Raw genomic sequence first — 15626 nt, forward strand, 5'->3', positions numbered from 1 at the left:
ATGAGGGAGAGGTCTGAGGGAAGGGCGAGAGATAAGAGTTGAGAGTCAAGGCTGAACGCTGAGAGCCGAGGGCTGAGGCTGAGGTCTAATAAGTTACTTAGGTCAGTGAAGAATTATAGGGAAATTCTACCGCTAGTTGGACGAAAGTTGGGGTTTCTGGTGAGATTATAAGACTACTTGGGGAAGGCTGGAGTCCTAAGTAGTAAAAGGGATAAAAGCTGTACCGGAGCATAGCGAAGATGAGAAGGAGTGTCGATAGGATGGAGCAGGCGGCAGATTATATGGTTTTTGAGCAGCTGGGATTTACCTATCCCGACACCAGTGCGCCTGCGCTGCACTGCTTGTCGGTGACTATTCCCAAGGGATGCAGGACAGCTGTCATCGGCCATAATGGCTCAGGCAAATCGACGCTGTTCTTGCATGCGCTAGGGATTCTCCGCCCGCAGAGCGGCAGGGTAAGCTGGAAAGGCAAACCCCTGGAGTATGGCAAAAAAGAGCTGGTCTCCCTGCGGCGTAACGTCGGCCTGGTATTCCAGGACCCGGAGCAGCAGCTTATTATGAGCACGCCGCTGGACGATGTGTCCTTTGGACTGCGCAGCCTGGGACTGGAGCAAGCAGTCATTCAGCAGCGCAGCCAGGAGGCGCTGGAGCGGCTGGGCCTTGGCGGATTCGGTGATAAGCCGATCCACCAGCTCAGCCTGGGGCAGAAGAAACGGACTGCGCTCGCCGGTGTGATGGCGATGGAGCCAGAGCTGATTCTGCTGGATGAGCCGACGGCGTATCTGGACCCGCTCTCTGAAGCGTTGCTGCTGGAAGGGCTGGAGGCCATTCACGGCAAGGGAACGACCGTAGTCATGGCGACACACGACATGGACCTGGCCTACCGCTGGGCGGACTGGCTGATTGTGCTGTCCGGGGGACAGTGTTATGCGTCCGGGACGCCTGAGCAAGTGTTCTCCGACCCGGAAGTGATGCAGTCTATAGGGCTTGGGCTGCCCATACTGGCCGATCTTTGGCACAGCCTGCCACAGAAGGCTATTGCCGGTATGGCCGCTCCGCGTAATGTTGGCGAGATGAAGGAGCTGCTGCAGCAATTCGTGAAGTGACAGGTGAGTGGAGAACAGCGCTGATGCTACTGATGTTGGAAGGTAAGGGTGCACAATGCTGATTCTGTTGGTGTTGGAAGGTAAGGGTGCACAATGCTGATTCTGTTGGTGTTGAAGAATAAATGTATTCTGTGCAGTTAAAGTGGCGCTGGAGCGGTCATTAGAAGGTATAGATGTATTTTGTACATTTAAAATGTAAAATTATGGTATAAAGAGGCTTTTGGTGATATTTTAACTGTACCGAATACAGCTAAATACCAATTGAGCAGAAAAATAACTGGAATAGTTGTAAGAAATACAGTTAAAGTGACTGGCAGAGTTTTTCCGGCCGTGGAGTAGCCAGGTAATTGGCCGCTGAGCGACGCTGGAGTGCTGAAGTACATGGATAGTTGTAGCTAAGATTAGGCGCCAGTTAGTTGAGTAAATGAGCCCAACGGCAGATTTAGTAATGTTGGCGCAATAGAATAGGTATGACTATCAGGCGGGCAGCCAGATTGGAACGGGGGAAGAAACATGAGGGAGAAACAAGGCAAGCTGCTGATTATTGGTTTTGGCCCCGGCGCACTGGAGCATATTACGGGCCGGGCGTTGGCGGCGCTTGATGAGAGTGACGCGGTAATTGGCTATAACACCTATGTGGAGCTGATCCGGCCGCTGCTGCGGGATCAGGAGATTGTCGGCACCGGCATGACCGAGGAGGTCAGCCGGGCACAGGAAGCGGTGCGCAGAGCGGAGGAAGGGCAGACCATCGCGGTCATCTCCAGCGGCGACGCCGGAGTGTACGGCATGGCCGGTCTGGTCTATGAAGTGCTGATAGAGCGGGGCTGGAGCCGAGAGAACGGAGTGGAGGTCGAGGTGATTCCCGGCGTATCGGCAATTCAGTCCTGTTCCTCGCTGCTGGGAGCGCCGGTTATGCATGACAGCTGCACGATCAGTCTGAGCGACCATCTGACGCCGTGGGAGACGATCGCAGCCCGGGTGGAGGCTGCGGGCGCGGCGGACTTCGTCGTCGCGTTCTATAACCCGCGCAGCGGGAAGCGGACGCGCCAGATCGAAGAGGCGCGCGAGATTCTGCTGCGGTACCGTGATCCTGCTACGCCGGTGGGGATTGTCCGCAGCGCGTACCGTGACCGGCAGCAGACCGTTGTGACCACGCTCCAGGATATGCTTGAGCATGAGATCGGGATGCTGTCGACGGTGATTGTCGGCAATTCAGCCACGGCAGTGTATGAGGGCCTGATGGTGACTCCGCGAGGGTACGAGCGGAAATATAGTCTTGCGGCGCAGACCCAGGCGTTGAAGCCGCATGAGCGGCTGCGCACGGCGGCGGAGCCTTGGTCGCTGGACGCGGCGGACGCTGATAGCGGACTGTCCCGAATGCGCCCGAAGCAGCAGCGCAAAACCGTGCTGCTGGTGGGACACGGCAGCCGCATAGAGGCGGGCAATGAGGAGCTACGCGCGTTCGCCGCGCAGCTTGCGGCGCGGCGGCCGGAGCTGAAGTTCGAGACCTGCTTCATAGAGCTGTGCCGTCCCTCCATCAGCGAGGGAATCGACAACTGCATCCGCAGCGGGGCGGAGGCGGTATATGTGGTGCCGATTATTTTGTTCGCGGCAGGACACTCCAAGCTGGATATTCCGCAGGCGATCGACCGTGCCAAGCAGAAATATCCGGGGATGCGTTTCATATATGGCCGGCCAATTGGCATGCATGAGCACGCAGCGGAGATTCTGCTGGACCGTATCAAGCAGGCTGTCCCGCTACTGCCGCCTGATCAAGGTCAACAGGAGCCAGCCGGGCTGCCGGCAAAGATTGCCGATAAGGATACGGTAGTCCTGCTGATGGGACGCGGAGGCAGTGACCCGGATGCCAACAGTGATTTCTATAAATTGACCCGGCTGCTCTGGGAGAAAACACCCTATCAAAGCGTTGAAGCTTGTTTCATTGCAATTACCGGTCCGTTGCTGCCGGAGGGACTGGAACGCTGCTTGAAGCTGCAGGCACGCAGAATTATTGTGCTGCCCTATCTGCTGTTCACGGGCGTGCTTATGAAGCAGTTTGCTGAGGCGGTTGCTGCTTTTGCCGCCGCACATCCCGAGATCGCAGTGGAGATGGGCTCTTATCTGGGTGGGCACCCACTGCTGGCCGAGATCCTGTCCAAGCGGATTGACGAGACGCTGTCAGGCCAGGTTGCAGCCAATTGTGATCTGTGCAAGTACCGCAGCGAAGCTGCCGAGCACCACCATCATGAGCATGAGCATGACCACGGACATCACTGCCAGCACGACAACGGACATGGGAACCACCATCATGAGCATGAGCATGAGCATGATCATGACCATGGACATCACGGCCAGCACGACAACGGACATGAGTACCACCATCATGAGCATGATCATGACCACGGACATCACTGCCAGCATGACAACGGACATGGGAACCACCATCATGAGCATGATCATGACCACGGACATCATCATGAGGAGCACCACCATAATGAGCAAGAACATGAACATGAACATGAGGCGCAGCATAGTCATCATGAGCGTGATCAGGGAAAGCATGAGCAGCATAGCCACAATGACCTCGGACATCACAGCCACGATGACCACAGGCACGAACATGAACATGGTCACCGTCAACATGACCACCAGGATCACCACCACCATCACGCTGCAAATCAGGAGCTGAGCCAGGGCAATGATCCGACTGATCAGCGGGAGAATCAGGCCGCAGCGTCTGACCAGCCTGCCATTCCGGAAACTCCGGCTTCCAGCGCAGGCTTGAGGTAAGAAGCTGTGATCTTTATGTTATGCGGAACGAGCGACGCGAGGGAGCTGGCGCTGGTGCTGCGCAGTCGCGGTCTGCCGCTGCTGGCGTCGGTGGTGACGCCCAGCGCGGCAGACCGCCTGCAGGAAGCTTCCATCCCTACCCGCACGGGTAGGCTGGATCAGCAGGCGATGATCCAGCTTTTGCAGGACATCGGCTGCCGTGCGGTGGTGGATGCAAGCCACCCTTTTGCTGAGCAGGCACATGCCAATGGCAGAGCCGCTGCAGCGGCTCTGGGGCTTCCCTACTATCGCTATGAGCGGCCGAGTCGTGAGTATGAGAGCCATCCAAGGCTGATCCGTTGCGATTCTTATGAAGAAGCCGCGCTTCAGGCCAAGCAGCTGAAAGGCTCGGTTATGCTGACGACGGGCGGCAAGACACTGGAGGTTTTTGCCCGGCAGCTAATTGGTGACCCCGACATTACACTGACGGTAAGGCTGCTGCCCTGCCTGGAGAATATTGAGAAATGCCTGTCTCTGGGGATTCAGCAGCGGAATATTATCGGAATGCAGGGGCCTTTTTCGCGTGAGCTGAATGAGGCGCTCTACCGCCAATATGGCACCCGGGTGATGATTACGAAGGAGAGCGGAGCAGAGGGTTCGGTGGATGAGAAGCTACACAGTGCGCTGGATATGGGGCTGCATGTGATTCTGATTGCCCGTCCTCCCGCCCGGGGGGCTGCGGTGTTTGATTCCTTCACCGCACTTGCCGATGCACTGGAACAGCAGCCGGCAGACCGGCGCTACATACAAGAATAGAGAAAAGAGGCCAACTATGGACTTTGGAACGGATTTCAAGCCGCTGACCGTACAACCGCAGGAAATTGAAGGGCTGAGCTTCGCGATGATAGCGGAGGAGCTGGGAGCGCATGATTTCACTGTGCCGCAGTTTGCAGTGGTGCAGCGTGTTATTCATGCTACGGCTGATTTCGAACTGGGGCGCAGCCTGGTGTTCCATCCCCGGGCAGTGGAGGCGGGTATCACGGCGATCCGTCAGGGCATGCCGATTATTGCGGATGTTCGCATGATTGAGGCCGGGATCGCCAAGCAGCGGATTCAAGCCAGGGGCGGTGAGGTTCGGGTGCATATAGCGGATGAGGATGTGGCGCAGCAAGCGAAGGCGCTGGGAGTCACCCGGGCGATTATTGCCATGCGCAAGGCCTGTGCTGAAGCACCCGGAGGCATCTATGTGATCGGCAACGCGCCTACAGCGCTGCTGGAATTAATCCGTCTTGTAAAAGAAGGCGAGGCCTCACCGGGACTTGTCATCGGTGTACCGGTAGGGTTCGTGTCTGCGGCCGAGTCGAAGGATGAGCTGCGCAAGCTGAATATTCCTTATATCACGAATATTGGCCGCAAGGGGGGCAGCACGGTTGCTGTCGCTGCAGTCAATGCGCTCAGCCTGCTGGCCGAGCGTCAACAGTGAGGGAATTGTAGCCTGAAGCGGCCAGAAGTGCTCAACGGTTTAGCATAATGGGCGCTGGAGATTCGCGCGCGTTGCGAAATAGACATAAAGAGGGGAAGGCCATGAGCAACGATAAGCCGGAAACCGCAGTAGCTGCGGCTTTGGAAGCGACGACAGGAGTAGATGCAGCGAAAGCAATGGAAGCTATGGAAGCTATGGATGCTGCGAAAGCAATGGAAGCTGCGGAAACCGCGGGTGCAACGGCGGGTATGGAAGCAAAGGCAGCTGGGGCGTCAACGGCAGCAATGGAAGCGTCGGAGTCGGACGTTGTGGAAGCAAAGGTGGCGGAAACGGCAACGGGGGCTGAAGCGCCACCGCTGCGCCGGGGATTCACCACCGGCTCCTGTGCAGCCGCTGCCGCCAAGGGGGCGGCGCTGCTGCTGATTACCGGTGAAGCCCCGGAGGCTGTAGACATTGACCTGCCGGCAGGCTTCCGCCACACTTTTCAGCTGACAGGGCCGCGCTGGGATGCCGGTACCTTGGCGGTCTGTGCCACGGTGAAGGATGCCGGTGATGATCCGGACGCCACGCATCTGGCGGTGATCGAAGCCGCTGTCAGCTGGCGCGCAGAGGCCGGGGTGGAGATAGACGGCGGCCACGGTGTAGGCCGGGTGACCAAGCCCGGGCTGCCGGTACCGGTGGGCGAAGCGGCGATCAACCCTGTGCCCCGCGCGATGATCCGCGAGGCGGTATCCGCGGTGCTGGAGGAGCATGGCGCAGCGCGTGGGGTGCGGGTAGTGATCAGCGTGCCGGAAGGCGAGGCCATCGCGCGGAAGACGCTGAACGCCAGGCTTGGCATTCTGGGCGGGATTTCGATTCTGGGCACACGCGGCGTAGTGACGCCATTCTCTACCGCAGCCTACAAGGCGAGCGTCAAGCAGGCGATCTCGGTGGCTGCTGCCAGCGGGAACCGTGAGGTGGTGCTGACCACCGGAGGCAGCAGTGAGAAATATGCAATAGCGATGTTTGCACAGCTGCCGGAGGAAGCTTTTATCCAGATGGGCGAATATGTCGGCTTCTCACTGGATCACGCCAAAGCCTATGGCCTTCGCAAGGTTACGCTGGTGGGTATGGCCGGCAAATACTCCAAGGTGGCGCAGGGCGCCATGCTGATCCATTCCAAAAGCGCGCCAGTGGACTTTGGCTTTCTGGCCCGGCTCGCCGCAGAGGCGGGAGCGGAGGAAACGCTGGTCCGGGAGGTTGCCGGTGCGAATACAGCGTCACAGGTCGTTGACCTGATGACGGAGGCGGGAAACTTTAGTTTTTTTGAGAACATGTGCCGGTATGCCTGCAGGAATTGCCTGGAGCATGTCGGCGGCGGCATGACTGTGGAGATGGTATTGATTACGATGAAGGGCCGAGTGCTGGGAAGGGCGGAAATCCGTGGGTAACCTTATACACATCATTGGGATCGGCGAAGATGGGGCCGGAGGGCTGGCTCCGTACAGTCTGCGGAAGGTGCTGGAGAGCGAGGTGCTGCTCGGAGGCGAGCGGCAGCTGGCTTTTTTCAACGGCTATGCAGGAGAGAAAAGGGTACTCAAAGGCGGTCTGGGCGGCTTGCCTGAGCGGCTGAAGGTGCTTAGCCAGACACAGAGCGTTGTGGTGCTGGCTTCGGGCGATCCGCTGTTTTTTGGAATTGCCGGGTATTTGTCGAGCAGGCTCGGAGCGGAGCGGGTGGAGGTAATTCCGCATTACAGCAGCGTACAGCTGGCATTCGCCCGGCTGGGAGACAGCTGGCAGGATGCGGAGCTGGTCAGCCTGCACGGTCGGCCGCTCTCCGGGCTGGCCCAGCGGATTGACGGCAAGGCGAAGGTTGCGCTGCTGACCGATGAAACGAATACCCCGGGGCGGATCGCCGCTTATCTGCTTGAATTCGGAATGACTGAATATGAAGCGTATGTCTGTGAACGGCTGGGCGGACCGCAGGAGCGCTGCCGCCTCTGGACGCTTGCGGAGCTGGCGCTGGAGCAGGAGCCGGGGGCGGCAAATATCGCCGCCCTGAATGTGGTGATACTGCGCCGCAAGCAGGGAGATGATGCGGCCGGGGATCTAAATGGGCAACAGCGGCGCGGTTTCGCCTACCCGGATGAGGCTTTCCAGCAGCGCAAGCCGGAGCGAGGCCTGATTACGAAACGTGAGGTACGCGCGCTGGTGCTGTCGGAGCTGAACCTGGCCGAGGATGCCGTGGTCTGGGATATCGGCTCCGGCTCGGGAGCCGTAGCGGCGGAATGTGCACGGATAGCCCGTCTTGGCAAGGTGTATGCTCTGGAAAAAGGAGCCGAGAACCTGCCGAATATGGAAGCCAACCGGCACCGTTTTCGCGCTGACTTCACCATTATTCAGGCCAAAGCGCCAGAGGGCTTGGCGCAGCTGCCTGATCCCGACGCCGTGTTTATCGGCGGCAGCGGCGGCGAGCTGGCGGCGATTATAGCGCACTGCGCAGTCCGGCTGCGGCCGCTGGGCCGTATTGTAGTCGGGGCGATCACGATAGAAACGCTGCACGGAAGCCTGGAGGCCTTGCGGCAGGCCGGTCTGGCCGTCGAAGTGACGATGCTGCAGGCCTCGCGGGGTAAGCCGATCCTCGGTATGACCCGGTTCGAGGGCATGAATCCGGTGTATGTCGTGAGTGGACGGAAGTAGCGCAGAGAGCGCTGGCAGAAACGGATACCACCTCTTGCAGAGGACGGCGAAGCCGGTCTTTTTAACAGAGGATATATTGTGTCTGCTTAGGTCTCAGCATGACTTATGGATAAACGAATGTGGTGCTGCACAGCACGATCTCCTAGTATATCCGCTCATTGAGTTGGAATAAAAGAATCGGCTCCGTGATGATTTCATAGGATTGAATCATTGAATCATTGAATCATTGAATCATTGAATCATTGATTTAGTTGCGGATATGCATCTAATTGGCGGATTTTTTTCATTTTGGGGGAAATAAGTGCAAAAAGGGTTACTACTTACGACCCCCAATGGGAGTAAAAGAAAATGAGCCGGAAGAAGCCAGCATTAAGCTAGCCAGAACAGGGCGTTCTTGCTTAATCAAGGTGGAGATGAAACTGCGGATGGTAGCGAACCATTCAGGAGAATCGGAGGCGCGGAAGCAGCCCGAGATCTTTTGTTTGACGACCACCATGCGTAAATCGCGCTCGGCTTGGTTGTTGTCAAACGGGACGGCGGGGCTATGCAAGAACTTTAGAATGGCTTCCTTGTGTTTACTGAAGCGAGCCGCAAGGTTGCCTGCCTTACTGTTGCTCTTACGTCCCCGTGGACCCGTCTTGGTTGGGATCGGGACGTTCACCAGTTCCGCCTGACTCTGCTCCAGAATCTCGTCGTAGCGCTGTTCCAGCTGCTGGATCGTTTCTTGGCTGAGCCGGCAATCCGTCTGGCGAGCCTGCTGCTCCAGGTCCCAGCTTTCCTTGAGCAAAGCCAGCATCTGGCTTGCCCACGCCTGCTTATCATATAAGGCAATCCCCTTACAATCCCGCATCAGGTGGGCATTGCACAAGGCGTGTTCAAAGACAAAGGTGTCTTGTTTGAAATAAGAGCCGTAGCCGTCATGGACCACCGTTCCCAGGTATGCATCCAGCACCCGGAGGGTTTTCATGCCTTCACTTCCCCGGCTGTCGGCTACGCCGAGCAGCGTCCAGTCGGGCGTACTGTTGACATGGACCCATTTTTCCTTCTTCTGGACCCGGGCGCCCGTTTCATCCGAATGAATGACGGGGCTTCCCAGCACGGCTTCCCGAATCTGCTCGATATAGGGTGACAACGTCCCGGACGTGGCTTCAATCTGTCCCAGCAGGGTCCTCTCACTCGGTTTACATCCGGTCAGGACATACAAAAGTTCGCTTAATCGGGCAAGCGGCAACAATTGGTATCCATGCAGATAGGCCGAAAAAGCCATCAGCCTGGGGCCATATTGCACATACGCCCGCACACCTTCTGGAAAAGCCGCCTGTTGCTTCTTGCGGCAGCAAGGGCAATGTTTTTGCTGGGCCCGGTGCTCCGTGATGTGGATTCTCGGCTCGGGCATCTCAAAGACCTGCCGCGATTGGTAGGTGGCAGCGGGTACGTCAGCTAAGGACATTTGACAGTCTGGACATTGCGTCAAAGGATGAAGAATCGTTTCATCTGGCGTAGCAGAGAACTTCAGCGTATGTCCTGGATGTCCTTTGGGCGCTCCTTTTTTCCCTCCCGGCGTACGGTTGTTCTGAGGTTTGCGCTTCAGATCCCGGGAGGAGGGAAAGTGACTGTTGGTCGAGTCTTGCCCAAGCCGCTGCTTGAGTTCTTTGATTTCGATCTCTTGTTCCTTGATTTTGGCATCCCGCTCTATAAGTTTCGCGGTAAGGGCAGCGTTGTGGATTTCCAGTTCGTTCAGTCTGGCGCGAAGCTCAGCGAGAGTACGATGGAGACATTCTAACTTATCTTGAAGGATTCGGTTATGTCTTCTGGCAATCACTATGCTCCCCCCCCTTATGTATGAGTACTATTCATTACCCAATTTTTAGGGCATGACATACATGGAGAAGAAAAGGGGTCCTAAGTAGTAACCAAAAAGGCATCTAATTTTGGCATCTGAGCGTATTAAGTCTAATTTACTTGAGATTAGTTGCATATTTGCACTTATTCGCCTGCTGACAGGAGTTTCGGATGAATTTAGTTGCACGTTCGCATCTAATTGCTGCGAATGAACCAGGGTAACATTCTAATTACTTCGCGGGGACGTAAGTGGTAACCACTTTCATATTTAAACGCGCTGAACATTCCTTACAAAATTCTAAATCCTCGCTGTAACTCAGCTGTGATTAAGCAAGTAACTAGGCAGTAACTACAAATAAAATGCAAGAAATTAAGGGACGGACATCCCATAGGATGATAGGAGTGGGCGCGCAATGAAAAGTGAAACAGAACAGCCGGTAACGGCTGGCATCGGTGAGGTTACGGCCGAACGGGCGCTTACCGAAGCAGAGCGGGAGATGGCAAGTGCGCTTGGCCTTGTGGATGAGGAGGAAGGGACGGGTGCGGCAGAAGCTTTGGTGGACAACTCGGCGGTAGTTCCAGTGGCAACGGGCACGTTGTATGGTGTGGGCGTCGGTCCCGGTGATCCTGAGCTGATTACGGTAAAAGCCTGCCGGCTGCTGCGTGAATGTCCCGTTATTGCCTACCCTGCTGCGCGGAAAGGCGGCAAATCCTACGCACATGAAATCGTGAATATGTATGTCAATGCGGAGGAGAAGATCCTGCTTGGCCTTGTTTTTCCCATGAGCAAGGACTCTGTGCTGCTGGAGAACAGCTGGAAACGGACCGCTGAGCTATGCTGGGAGGAGCTGCGGCTGGGCCGTGATGTGGCTTTTGTGACGGAGGGCGACCCTAATTTGTACAGTACCTTTATCCATCTGGCCCGCTTGATGCAGGAGCTGTATCCGGGGGTGACGGTGGTTTCCGTTCCGGGCATCTCGTCGGTGCTGGGTGCTGCGGCTGCGCTGGAACGTCCGCTGGCTGACGGGAATGAACGTCTGGGGATTATCCCGGCGACGGATGACCGTGAGGCGCTTAGGGAAGCGCTGCTGCATCATGACACTGTCGTATTCCTGAAGGTGGCGAAGGTGCTGGACACCGTGCTGGACGTGCTGGAGGAGCTGGGCCTCGGCGGCAAAGCATCCGTGGTCACGAAGGTCTCCTCCCCGTATGAAGCAATCTGGCTGGATGCGCGTGAGCTGCGCGGCCAGCCGCTGGAATATTTGAGCCTGATGGTGGTGAGCAAATGACGACTGAGCAAATGACAATGGCTGTGTTGGAGGCCAAGGTATATATCGTAGGCGCAGGACCGGGCGATCCCGAGCTGATTACGTTAAAAGGCAGCCGGATTCTGCGTTCGGCGGATCTGGTGCTGTATGCCGATTCTCTGGTCAGCGAGGAGCTGGTCCGCAGTGCCAAAGCCGGGGCCGAGGTGCTGCAGAGCTCCGGGATGGATCTGGAGCAGCAGGTCGAGGTAATGGCCTCCTATGTCAGAGCGGGCTTAAGCGTAGCCCGCGTTCACACCGGGGACCCCTCCATGTATGGAGCGATCCTGGAGCAGATGTCGCTGCTGAAGCTGCTCGGCATCTCCTGCGAGATCATCCCCGGCGTCAGCTCGGTGTTCGCGTCGGCCGCCGCGCTGGGCGCGGAGCTGACGGTTCCGGGGCTGACGCAGACCGTCATCCTGACGCGCGCCGAGGGGCGCACGCCGGTGCCGGACCGCGAGCAGCTGCGCCTGCTCGCTTCGCACCACTGCACCGTGGCGCTGTTCCTCAGCGCCTCGCTGGCCGGGCACGCCACGGCGGAATTCCTCGCCGCAGGCTGGAATCCCGACACTCCGGTGGCCGTGGTGAAGCGGGCCACCTGGCCGGACCAGCAGATTCTGCACACCACGGTGCAGAATCTGGAGCCGGACCTGCATGAAGCAGGCATTACGATGCATGCGATGATTCTGGCCGGCTGGGCGCTTGACCCACAGCTGATTGACGGCGGAGGACACCGCTCGAAGCTGTATGACAAGAAGTTTACTCATGGCTGCCGGGAAGGGGTGGCGGAAGCTGTAATCGGGTCAGTGGATAACACTGCTGTTAGTGAAGCTGGGCAAGCCGCTCCTCCGCAAGAGGCAGCAGATGGAGTATAGACAGAACAAATACGCAGCGGTTGCCATTACCAGGAACGGCATCCAGCTCGCGCGGCGTCTTGGAGAACGGCTGGAGGGCAGCGTGGTCTATGGTTATTCCAAATACAGCGACGGAGCGGCGGAGGGGCCAAACTGCTATTTTTTTGATCAGCCGCTGCAAGAATTGCTGCCCCGCCTGTTCGCACAATACGAGGGCATCATCCTGTTCTTCTCGCTCGGGGCGGTGGTCCGCCTGATCGCTCCGCTATTGCAAGACAAAAAAACCGATCCGGCTGTCATCGCCATCGACGAACAGGGACGGCATGTAATCAGCGTATTGTCCGGCCATCTTGGCGGGGCTAACGCGCTGACGCTGACCATCGCCGGGCTGCTGGAGAGCCGTCCGGTGATAACCACTGCTTCGGATGTCCAAGGGAATCTGGCAGTGGACTTGCTTGGGCAGGAGTATGGCTGGAGAGCCGACAGCTTCGAGGGAATGAAGACCGTCAGCGCGGCGCTGGTGAACGGAGAACCTGTTGTGCTGCTGCAGGAGAGCGGAGAGCGCGGCTGGCTGCAGGCTGGAACTGCTCTGCCAGGACATGTGAGGCTCTGCCGAACTATGACTGAGGCTACGGCAGCTCCCTTCACGGCAGCGATCCTGGTCACAGACCGGCTGCTTGCTGACTCGGAGCTGCTGGCACTGGGAAGCCGGAGCGTACTATACCGCCCGCGTTCGCTGGTGCTGGGCATCGGCTGCAACCGCGGCACCTCGGCAGAGGAGCTGGAGGCAACGGTGGAAGCAGTATTGAAGGAGCAGAGGCTGTCATTGTCCAGCGTCAGGAACGTGGCGACCATCGATCTGAAGGGCGATGAAGCCGGACTGCTCACGCTGTGCGGCAAATACGGCTGGGAGCTGGCCCTGTTCACACCGGCACAGCTTAATACCGTGCCGCTGGAGACTCCATCGGCTGTCGTGTTTAGAGCCACTGGGGCCTATGGAGTCTGTGAACCGGCGGCTGTGCTGTCTTCGGGTGCGGAGGACTTGCTGCTGGGCAAGCGCGCAAGCGGCAACGTGACGGTCGCCATCGCCCGGATTCTTTTTGACGGGGCAGAGGAGGAAGAAACATGAATCGAATGGAGACGCCTGAAGGGTGGCAGCGCCGCAATAGGCTCGTGATTGCGGGTACGGGCAGCGGTTCAGGCAAAACCACGGTTACCCTGGGGTTGATGCGGGCGTTCGCCCAGCTCGGATTGACCGTGCAAGGCTATAAATGCGGCCCGGATTATATTGATCCGGCCTATCATGCTGCCGTTACGGGCAGGCCAACCCGTAATCTGGACTCCTGGATGACCCCGGCCGACTATCTGACCAGCCATTTTCTGCGTTCTTCGGCAGCGGCGGATGTTTCGATTATTGAAGGGGTCATGGGGCTGTATGATGGCAAAGACCCGCTCGGGCTTGCCGGATCGACAGCCGAGATCGCCATCCTAACCAGCAGCCCCGTGCTGCTTGTGCTGGATGTGCGCAGCATGGGCCGCAGCGCCGCGGCGACGGTGCTGGGCTTCCGCCAGCTGGAGCCGCAGGTCCGGATCGCAGCGGTGCTGCTCAACCGCTGCGGCAGCCCCGGCCACTACGAACTGGTGAAGGCGGCTATCGAAGCCGCCTGTGGCATTCCCGTAGTGGGCGGGCTGATGCGGGATGCCGCTCTGGTTATTCCTGAGCGGCATTTGGGCTTGCTGCCGGCTGTGGAGCGCGGCGAGCTGGCGCCCTTGTTCGACCGCGCCGCCGCCATGCTGGCCGCGGGCACGGACCTGCCGCGGCTGTTGGAGCTTGCCGCGGCCGCTCCTGCGCTGCAGGCTCCGCTGCCTGCAGCTTACCCCGCCTCGCCGCCTGCGGGTGGCTGGCGGGCAGGGCGTAGCTCGGATCAGCAGGCCGCCATGGCCGGGCCTGCTGATCCGAGTGGCCCCTGCGACTTCGTGGCGCAGCGGGCTCCGGTCCTGGCCGTCGCCCGTGACGCGGCCTTCAACTTCTACTACACGGACAATCTTGAACTCTTGGCCGCTGCGGGAGCGCGGCTCGTCGAGTTCAGTCCGCTCCGTGGCGAAGCTGTGCCGGAAGAGGCGGACGGCATCTATCTGGGCGGCGGCTTCCCGGAGGAGTTCGCCGCCGCGATTGCCGCCAATGCAGGCTTTATGGAGAGCCTGCGAGCCGCTGCCGGGCAGGGAAAGCCGCTATATGCAGAATGCGGCGGCTACATGGTGCTGGCCCGCACACTGACGGACCGGGCCGGAGCCGTACACCAGATGGCCGGGTTGATTCCTGCCCACAGCGTGATGCAGGCTCGCAGAGCCGCGCTGGGCTACCGCGAGGTAACCGCGCTGGAAGACAATCTGCTGCTGAAACAAGGCGAGCAGCTGCGCGGCCATGAGTTTCATTACTCTGTCATGACTTACACGGACGAACCGCGCTCCCACGCTTACAGTAGCAATGGGCGCAGCGGCAGCAGTGTGGAGGGGTATGTGAATGGCAATCTGCTGGCTGCGTACACACATATCCATCTGGCATCTTATCCACCTGCCGCATCGCGTTTTGTTGCGCAATGCTGGGCTTTTGCAGCGAGCCGAGGGGTGCAGGCTTAAATCCCTAGCCATAACAATAAATAAGGCAAAGAGAGAGGCAAACCTCTCTTATTTGTTGTTTATAACAGCCCAGACAGGGCTTTTAAAACAGACATTGATCCCGTAGTTTCAGAATATGCGCTCACATTCCACCTTCGCAGCGCTCCCTTGACGTCTATACCTCATCGATGTTTAATACTGCCAACTTGCCTTGGACCACTCGCCACAACCAGACCAACGGCACAAGTATCACGAGCATAAATAGCACTAGTAGCGCCAGCACTACCAGCGACGAGCAGGAGCACTACCAGCACTAGCGTTCGCGTCATATCCACCAGTGCCATCATTATCACTAACAAATCTACCAGTACCACCAGCATCCCAGCACTAACAGCACTAACAGCACTAACAGCACTAACAGCACTAACAGCACTAACAGCACTAACAGCACTAACAGCACTAACAGCACTACCAGCACTACCAGCACTACCAGCACTAGCAGCTCTACCAGCACCACCAGCTCTACCAGCACCACTAGTTCCACGAGAAGCAAACCCAGCATTGCCCATAACCGTTACTCTCAGTACCTTGCGGACCGTATAGCCTCTATTTGCTCAATTCAGCTCATTTTGCCGGAGTAGCGGACTGTATAGCCTCTAATCACCAATAATTGACCCCAATCAAGGGTGAATTGTCAAAATAGCGGCTCCTCAGTCCGCATGCAGGTCGGGTGAGTGGTTTTTGAGCAAATAGGGTCTCCTGAGTCCGTAAGCCGCCGGTTTCCGTTCGATTCAAGCAATAGTTCAGCAAGAGCCACAGATGTGCGATGAGAACTACTGAAACTTCTTCAACTACTCAATTTTTCAACTACTCCAATTATTTCAATTACTCCGTGCACCAGCTGGACTTGATCTTTGATACCATACCGGTGAACAGCGCATCGAGTAATTTGCAGTAGTCTTACCCAGTG

Annotated in this window: 12 protein-coding genes; 10 read left to right on the forward strand and 2 right to left on the reverse strand. The window is 57.8% G+C overall.

The window, feature by feature from the left end; all coding sequences use genetic code 11:
• Positions 1-260: 260 nt before the first annotated feature.
• The 6 genes from B9T62_RS03910 (at position 261) to cbiE (ending at position 8037) form a co-directional block, all read left to right on the forward strand.
• Positions 261-1106, forward strand: coding sequence for an energy-coupling factor ABC transporter ATP-binding protein (locus tag B9T62_RS03910; RefSeq protein WP_087914061.1), 846 nt, complete (start codon positions 261-263; stop codon positions 1104-1106).
• Positions 1107-1619: 513 nt separating this feature from the next.
• On the forward strand, positions 1620-3896 hold the full coding sequence (gene cobJ, locus B9T62_RS40485) for a precorrin-3B C(17)-methyltransferase (RefSeq protein ID WP_245864332.1): 2277 nt from the start codon (positions 1620-1622) through the stop codon (positions 3894-3896).
• Between the two features lie 6 nt (positions 3897-3902).
• Positions 3903-4691 carry a precorrin-6A reductase gene (gene cobK / locus B9T62_RS03925; RefSeq protein WP_087914062.1) on the forward strand — a complete coding sequence of 263 codons (789 nt, stop codon included), beginning with the start codon at positions 3903-3905 and terminating at the stop codon, positions 4689-4691.
• Between the two features lie 16 nt (positions 4692-4707).
• Complete coding sequence (locus tag B9T62_RS03930; RefSeq protein WP_087914063.1) at positions 4708-5358, forward strand: precorrin-8X methylmutase; 651 nt, start codon at positions 4708-4710, stop codon at positions 5356-5358.
• Between the two features lie 284 nt (positions 5359-5642).
• On the forward strand, positions 5643-6788 hold the full coding sequence (locus B9T62_RS03935) for a cobalt-precorrin-5B (C(1))-methyltransferase (protein ID WP_087920119.1): 1146 nt from the start codon (positions 5643-5645) through the stop codon (positions 6786-6788).
• Positions 6781-8037 carry a precorrin-6y C5,15-methyltransferase (decarboxylating) subunit CbiE gene (gene cbiE, locus B9T62_RS03940; RefSeq protein WP_087914064.1) on the forward strand — a complete coding sequence of 419 codons (1257 nt, stop codon included), beginning with the start codon at positions 6781-6783 and terminating at the stop codon, positions 8035-8037. The genes B9T62_RS03935 and cbiE overlap by 8 nt, the downstream gene beginning before the upstream one ends.
• Positions 8038-8353: 316 nt before the next feature.
• Here cbiE and tnpC read toward each other — a convergent pair whose 3' ends face one another.
• Positions 8354-9859, reverse strand: coding sequence for an IS66 family transposase (gene tnpC, locus B9T62_RS03945; protein WP_087914065.1), 1506 nt, complete (start codon positions 9857-9859; stop codon positions 8354-8356).
• A gap of 433 nt (positions 9860-10292) precedes the next feature.
• On the opposite strand from tnpC, the gene cobI reads away from it, so the two are divergent.
• From cobI to B9T62_RS03965, 4 genes are read left to right on the forward strand one after another with little or no spacing between them, the layout of a single operon-like run.
• Positions 10293-11168 (forward strand): precorrin-2 C(20)-methyltransferase, encoded by an 876-nt coding sequence (gene cobI, locus B9T62_RS03950; RefSeq protein WP_245864333.1) that lies wholly within the window; start codon positions 10293-10295, stop codon positions 11166-11168.
• On the forward strand, positions 11165-12058 hold the full coding sequence (gene cobM / locus B9T62_RS03955; RefSeq protein WP_245864334.1) for a precorrin-4 C(11)-methyltransferase: 894 nt from the start codon (positions 11165-11167) through the stop codon (positions 12056-12058). The genes cobI and cobM overlap by 4 nt, the downstream gene beginning before the upstream one ends.
• On the forward strand, positions 12048-13166 hold the full coding sequence (locus tag B9T62_RS03960; RefSeq protein WP_087914066.1) for a cobalt-precorrin 5A hydrolase: 1119 nt from the start codon (positions 12048-12050) through the stop codon (positions 13164-13166). The genes cobM and B9T62_RS03960 overlap by 11 nt, the downstream gene beginning before the upstream one ends.
• Complete coding sequence (locus B9T62_RS03965) at positions 13163-14677, forward strand: cobyrinic acid a,c-diamide synthase CobB (RefSeq protein WP_087914067.1); 1515 nt, start codon at positions 13163-13165, stop codon at positions 14675-14677. Before B9T62_RS03960 ends, B9T62_RS03965 begins: the two co-directional genes overlap by 4 nt.
• A gap of 340 nt (positions 14678-15017) precedes the next feature.
• Here B9T62_RS03965 and B9T62_RS03970 read toward each other — a convergent pair whose 3' ends face one another.
• Positions 15018-15218 carry a hypothetical protein gene (locus B9T62_RS03970; RefSeq protein ID WP_157685436.1) on the reverse strand — a complete coding sequence of 67 codons (201 nt, stop codon included), beginning with the start codon at positions 15216-15218 and terminating at the stop codon, positions 15018-15020.
• Positions 15219-15626 lie beyond the last annotated feature (408 nt).

It is taken from the genome of Paenibacillus donghaensis, assembly GCF_002192415.1.
Taxonomy (GTDB): domain Bacteria; phylum Bacillota; class Bacilli; order Paenibacillales; family Paenibacillaceae; genus Paenibacillus_AQ; species Paenibacillus_AQ donghaensis.

Bases quoted from the DNA above. Each gene is read 5' to 3' on its own strand.
- B9T62_RS03910 (WP_087914061.1), top strand. From the start codon at position 261: ATGGAGCAGGCGGCAGATTATATGGTTTTTGAGCAGCTGGGATTTACC.
- cobJ (WP_245864332.1), top strand. From the start codon at position 1,620: ATGAGGGAGAAACAAGGCAAGCTGCTGATTATTGGTTTTGGCCCCGGC.
- B9T62_RS03930 (WP_087914063.1), top strand. From the start codon at position 4,708: ATGGACTTTGGAACGGATTTCAAGCCGCTGACCGTACAACCGCAGGAA.
- B9T62_RS03935 (WP_087920119.1), top strand. From the start codon at position 5,643: ATGGAAGCGTCGGAGTCGGACGTTGTGGAAGCAAAGGTGGCGGAAACG.
- cobI (WP_245864333.1), top strand. From the start codon at position 10,293: ATGAAAAGTGAAACAGAACAGCCGGTAACGGCTGGCATCGGTGAGGTT.
- cobM (WP_245864334.1), top strand. From the start codon at position 11,165: ATGACGACTGAGCAAATGACAATGGCTGTGTTGGAGGCCAAGGTATAT.
- B9T62_RS03960 (WP_087914066.1), top strand. From the start codon at position 12,048: ATGGAGTATAGACAGAACAAATACGCAGCGGTTGCCATTACCAGGAAC.
- B9T62_RS03965 (WP_087914067.1), top strand. From the start codon at position 13,163: ATGAATCGAATGGAGACGCCTGAAGGGTGGCAGCGCCGCAATAGGCTC.
- B9T62_RS03970 (WP_157685436.1), bottom strand. From the start codon at position 15,218: ATGCTGGGTTTGCTTCTCGTGGAACTAGTGGTGCTGGTAGAGCTGGTG.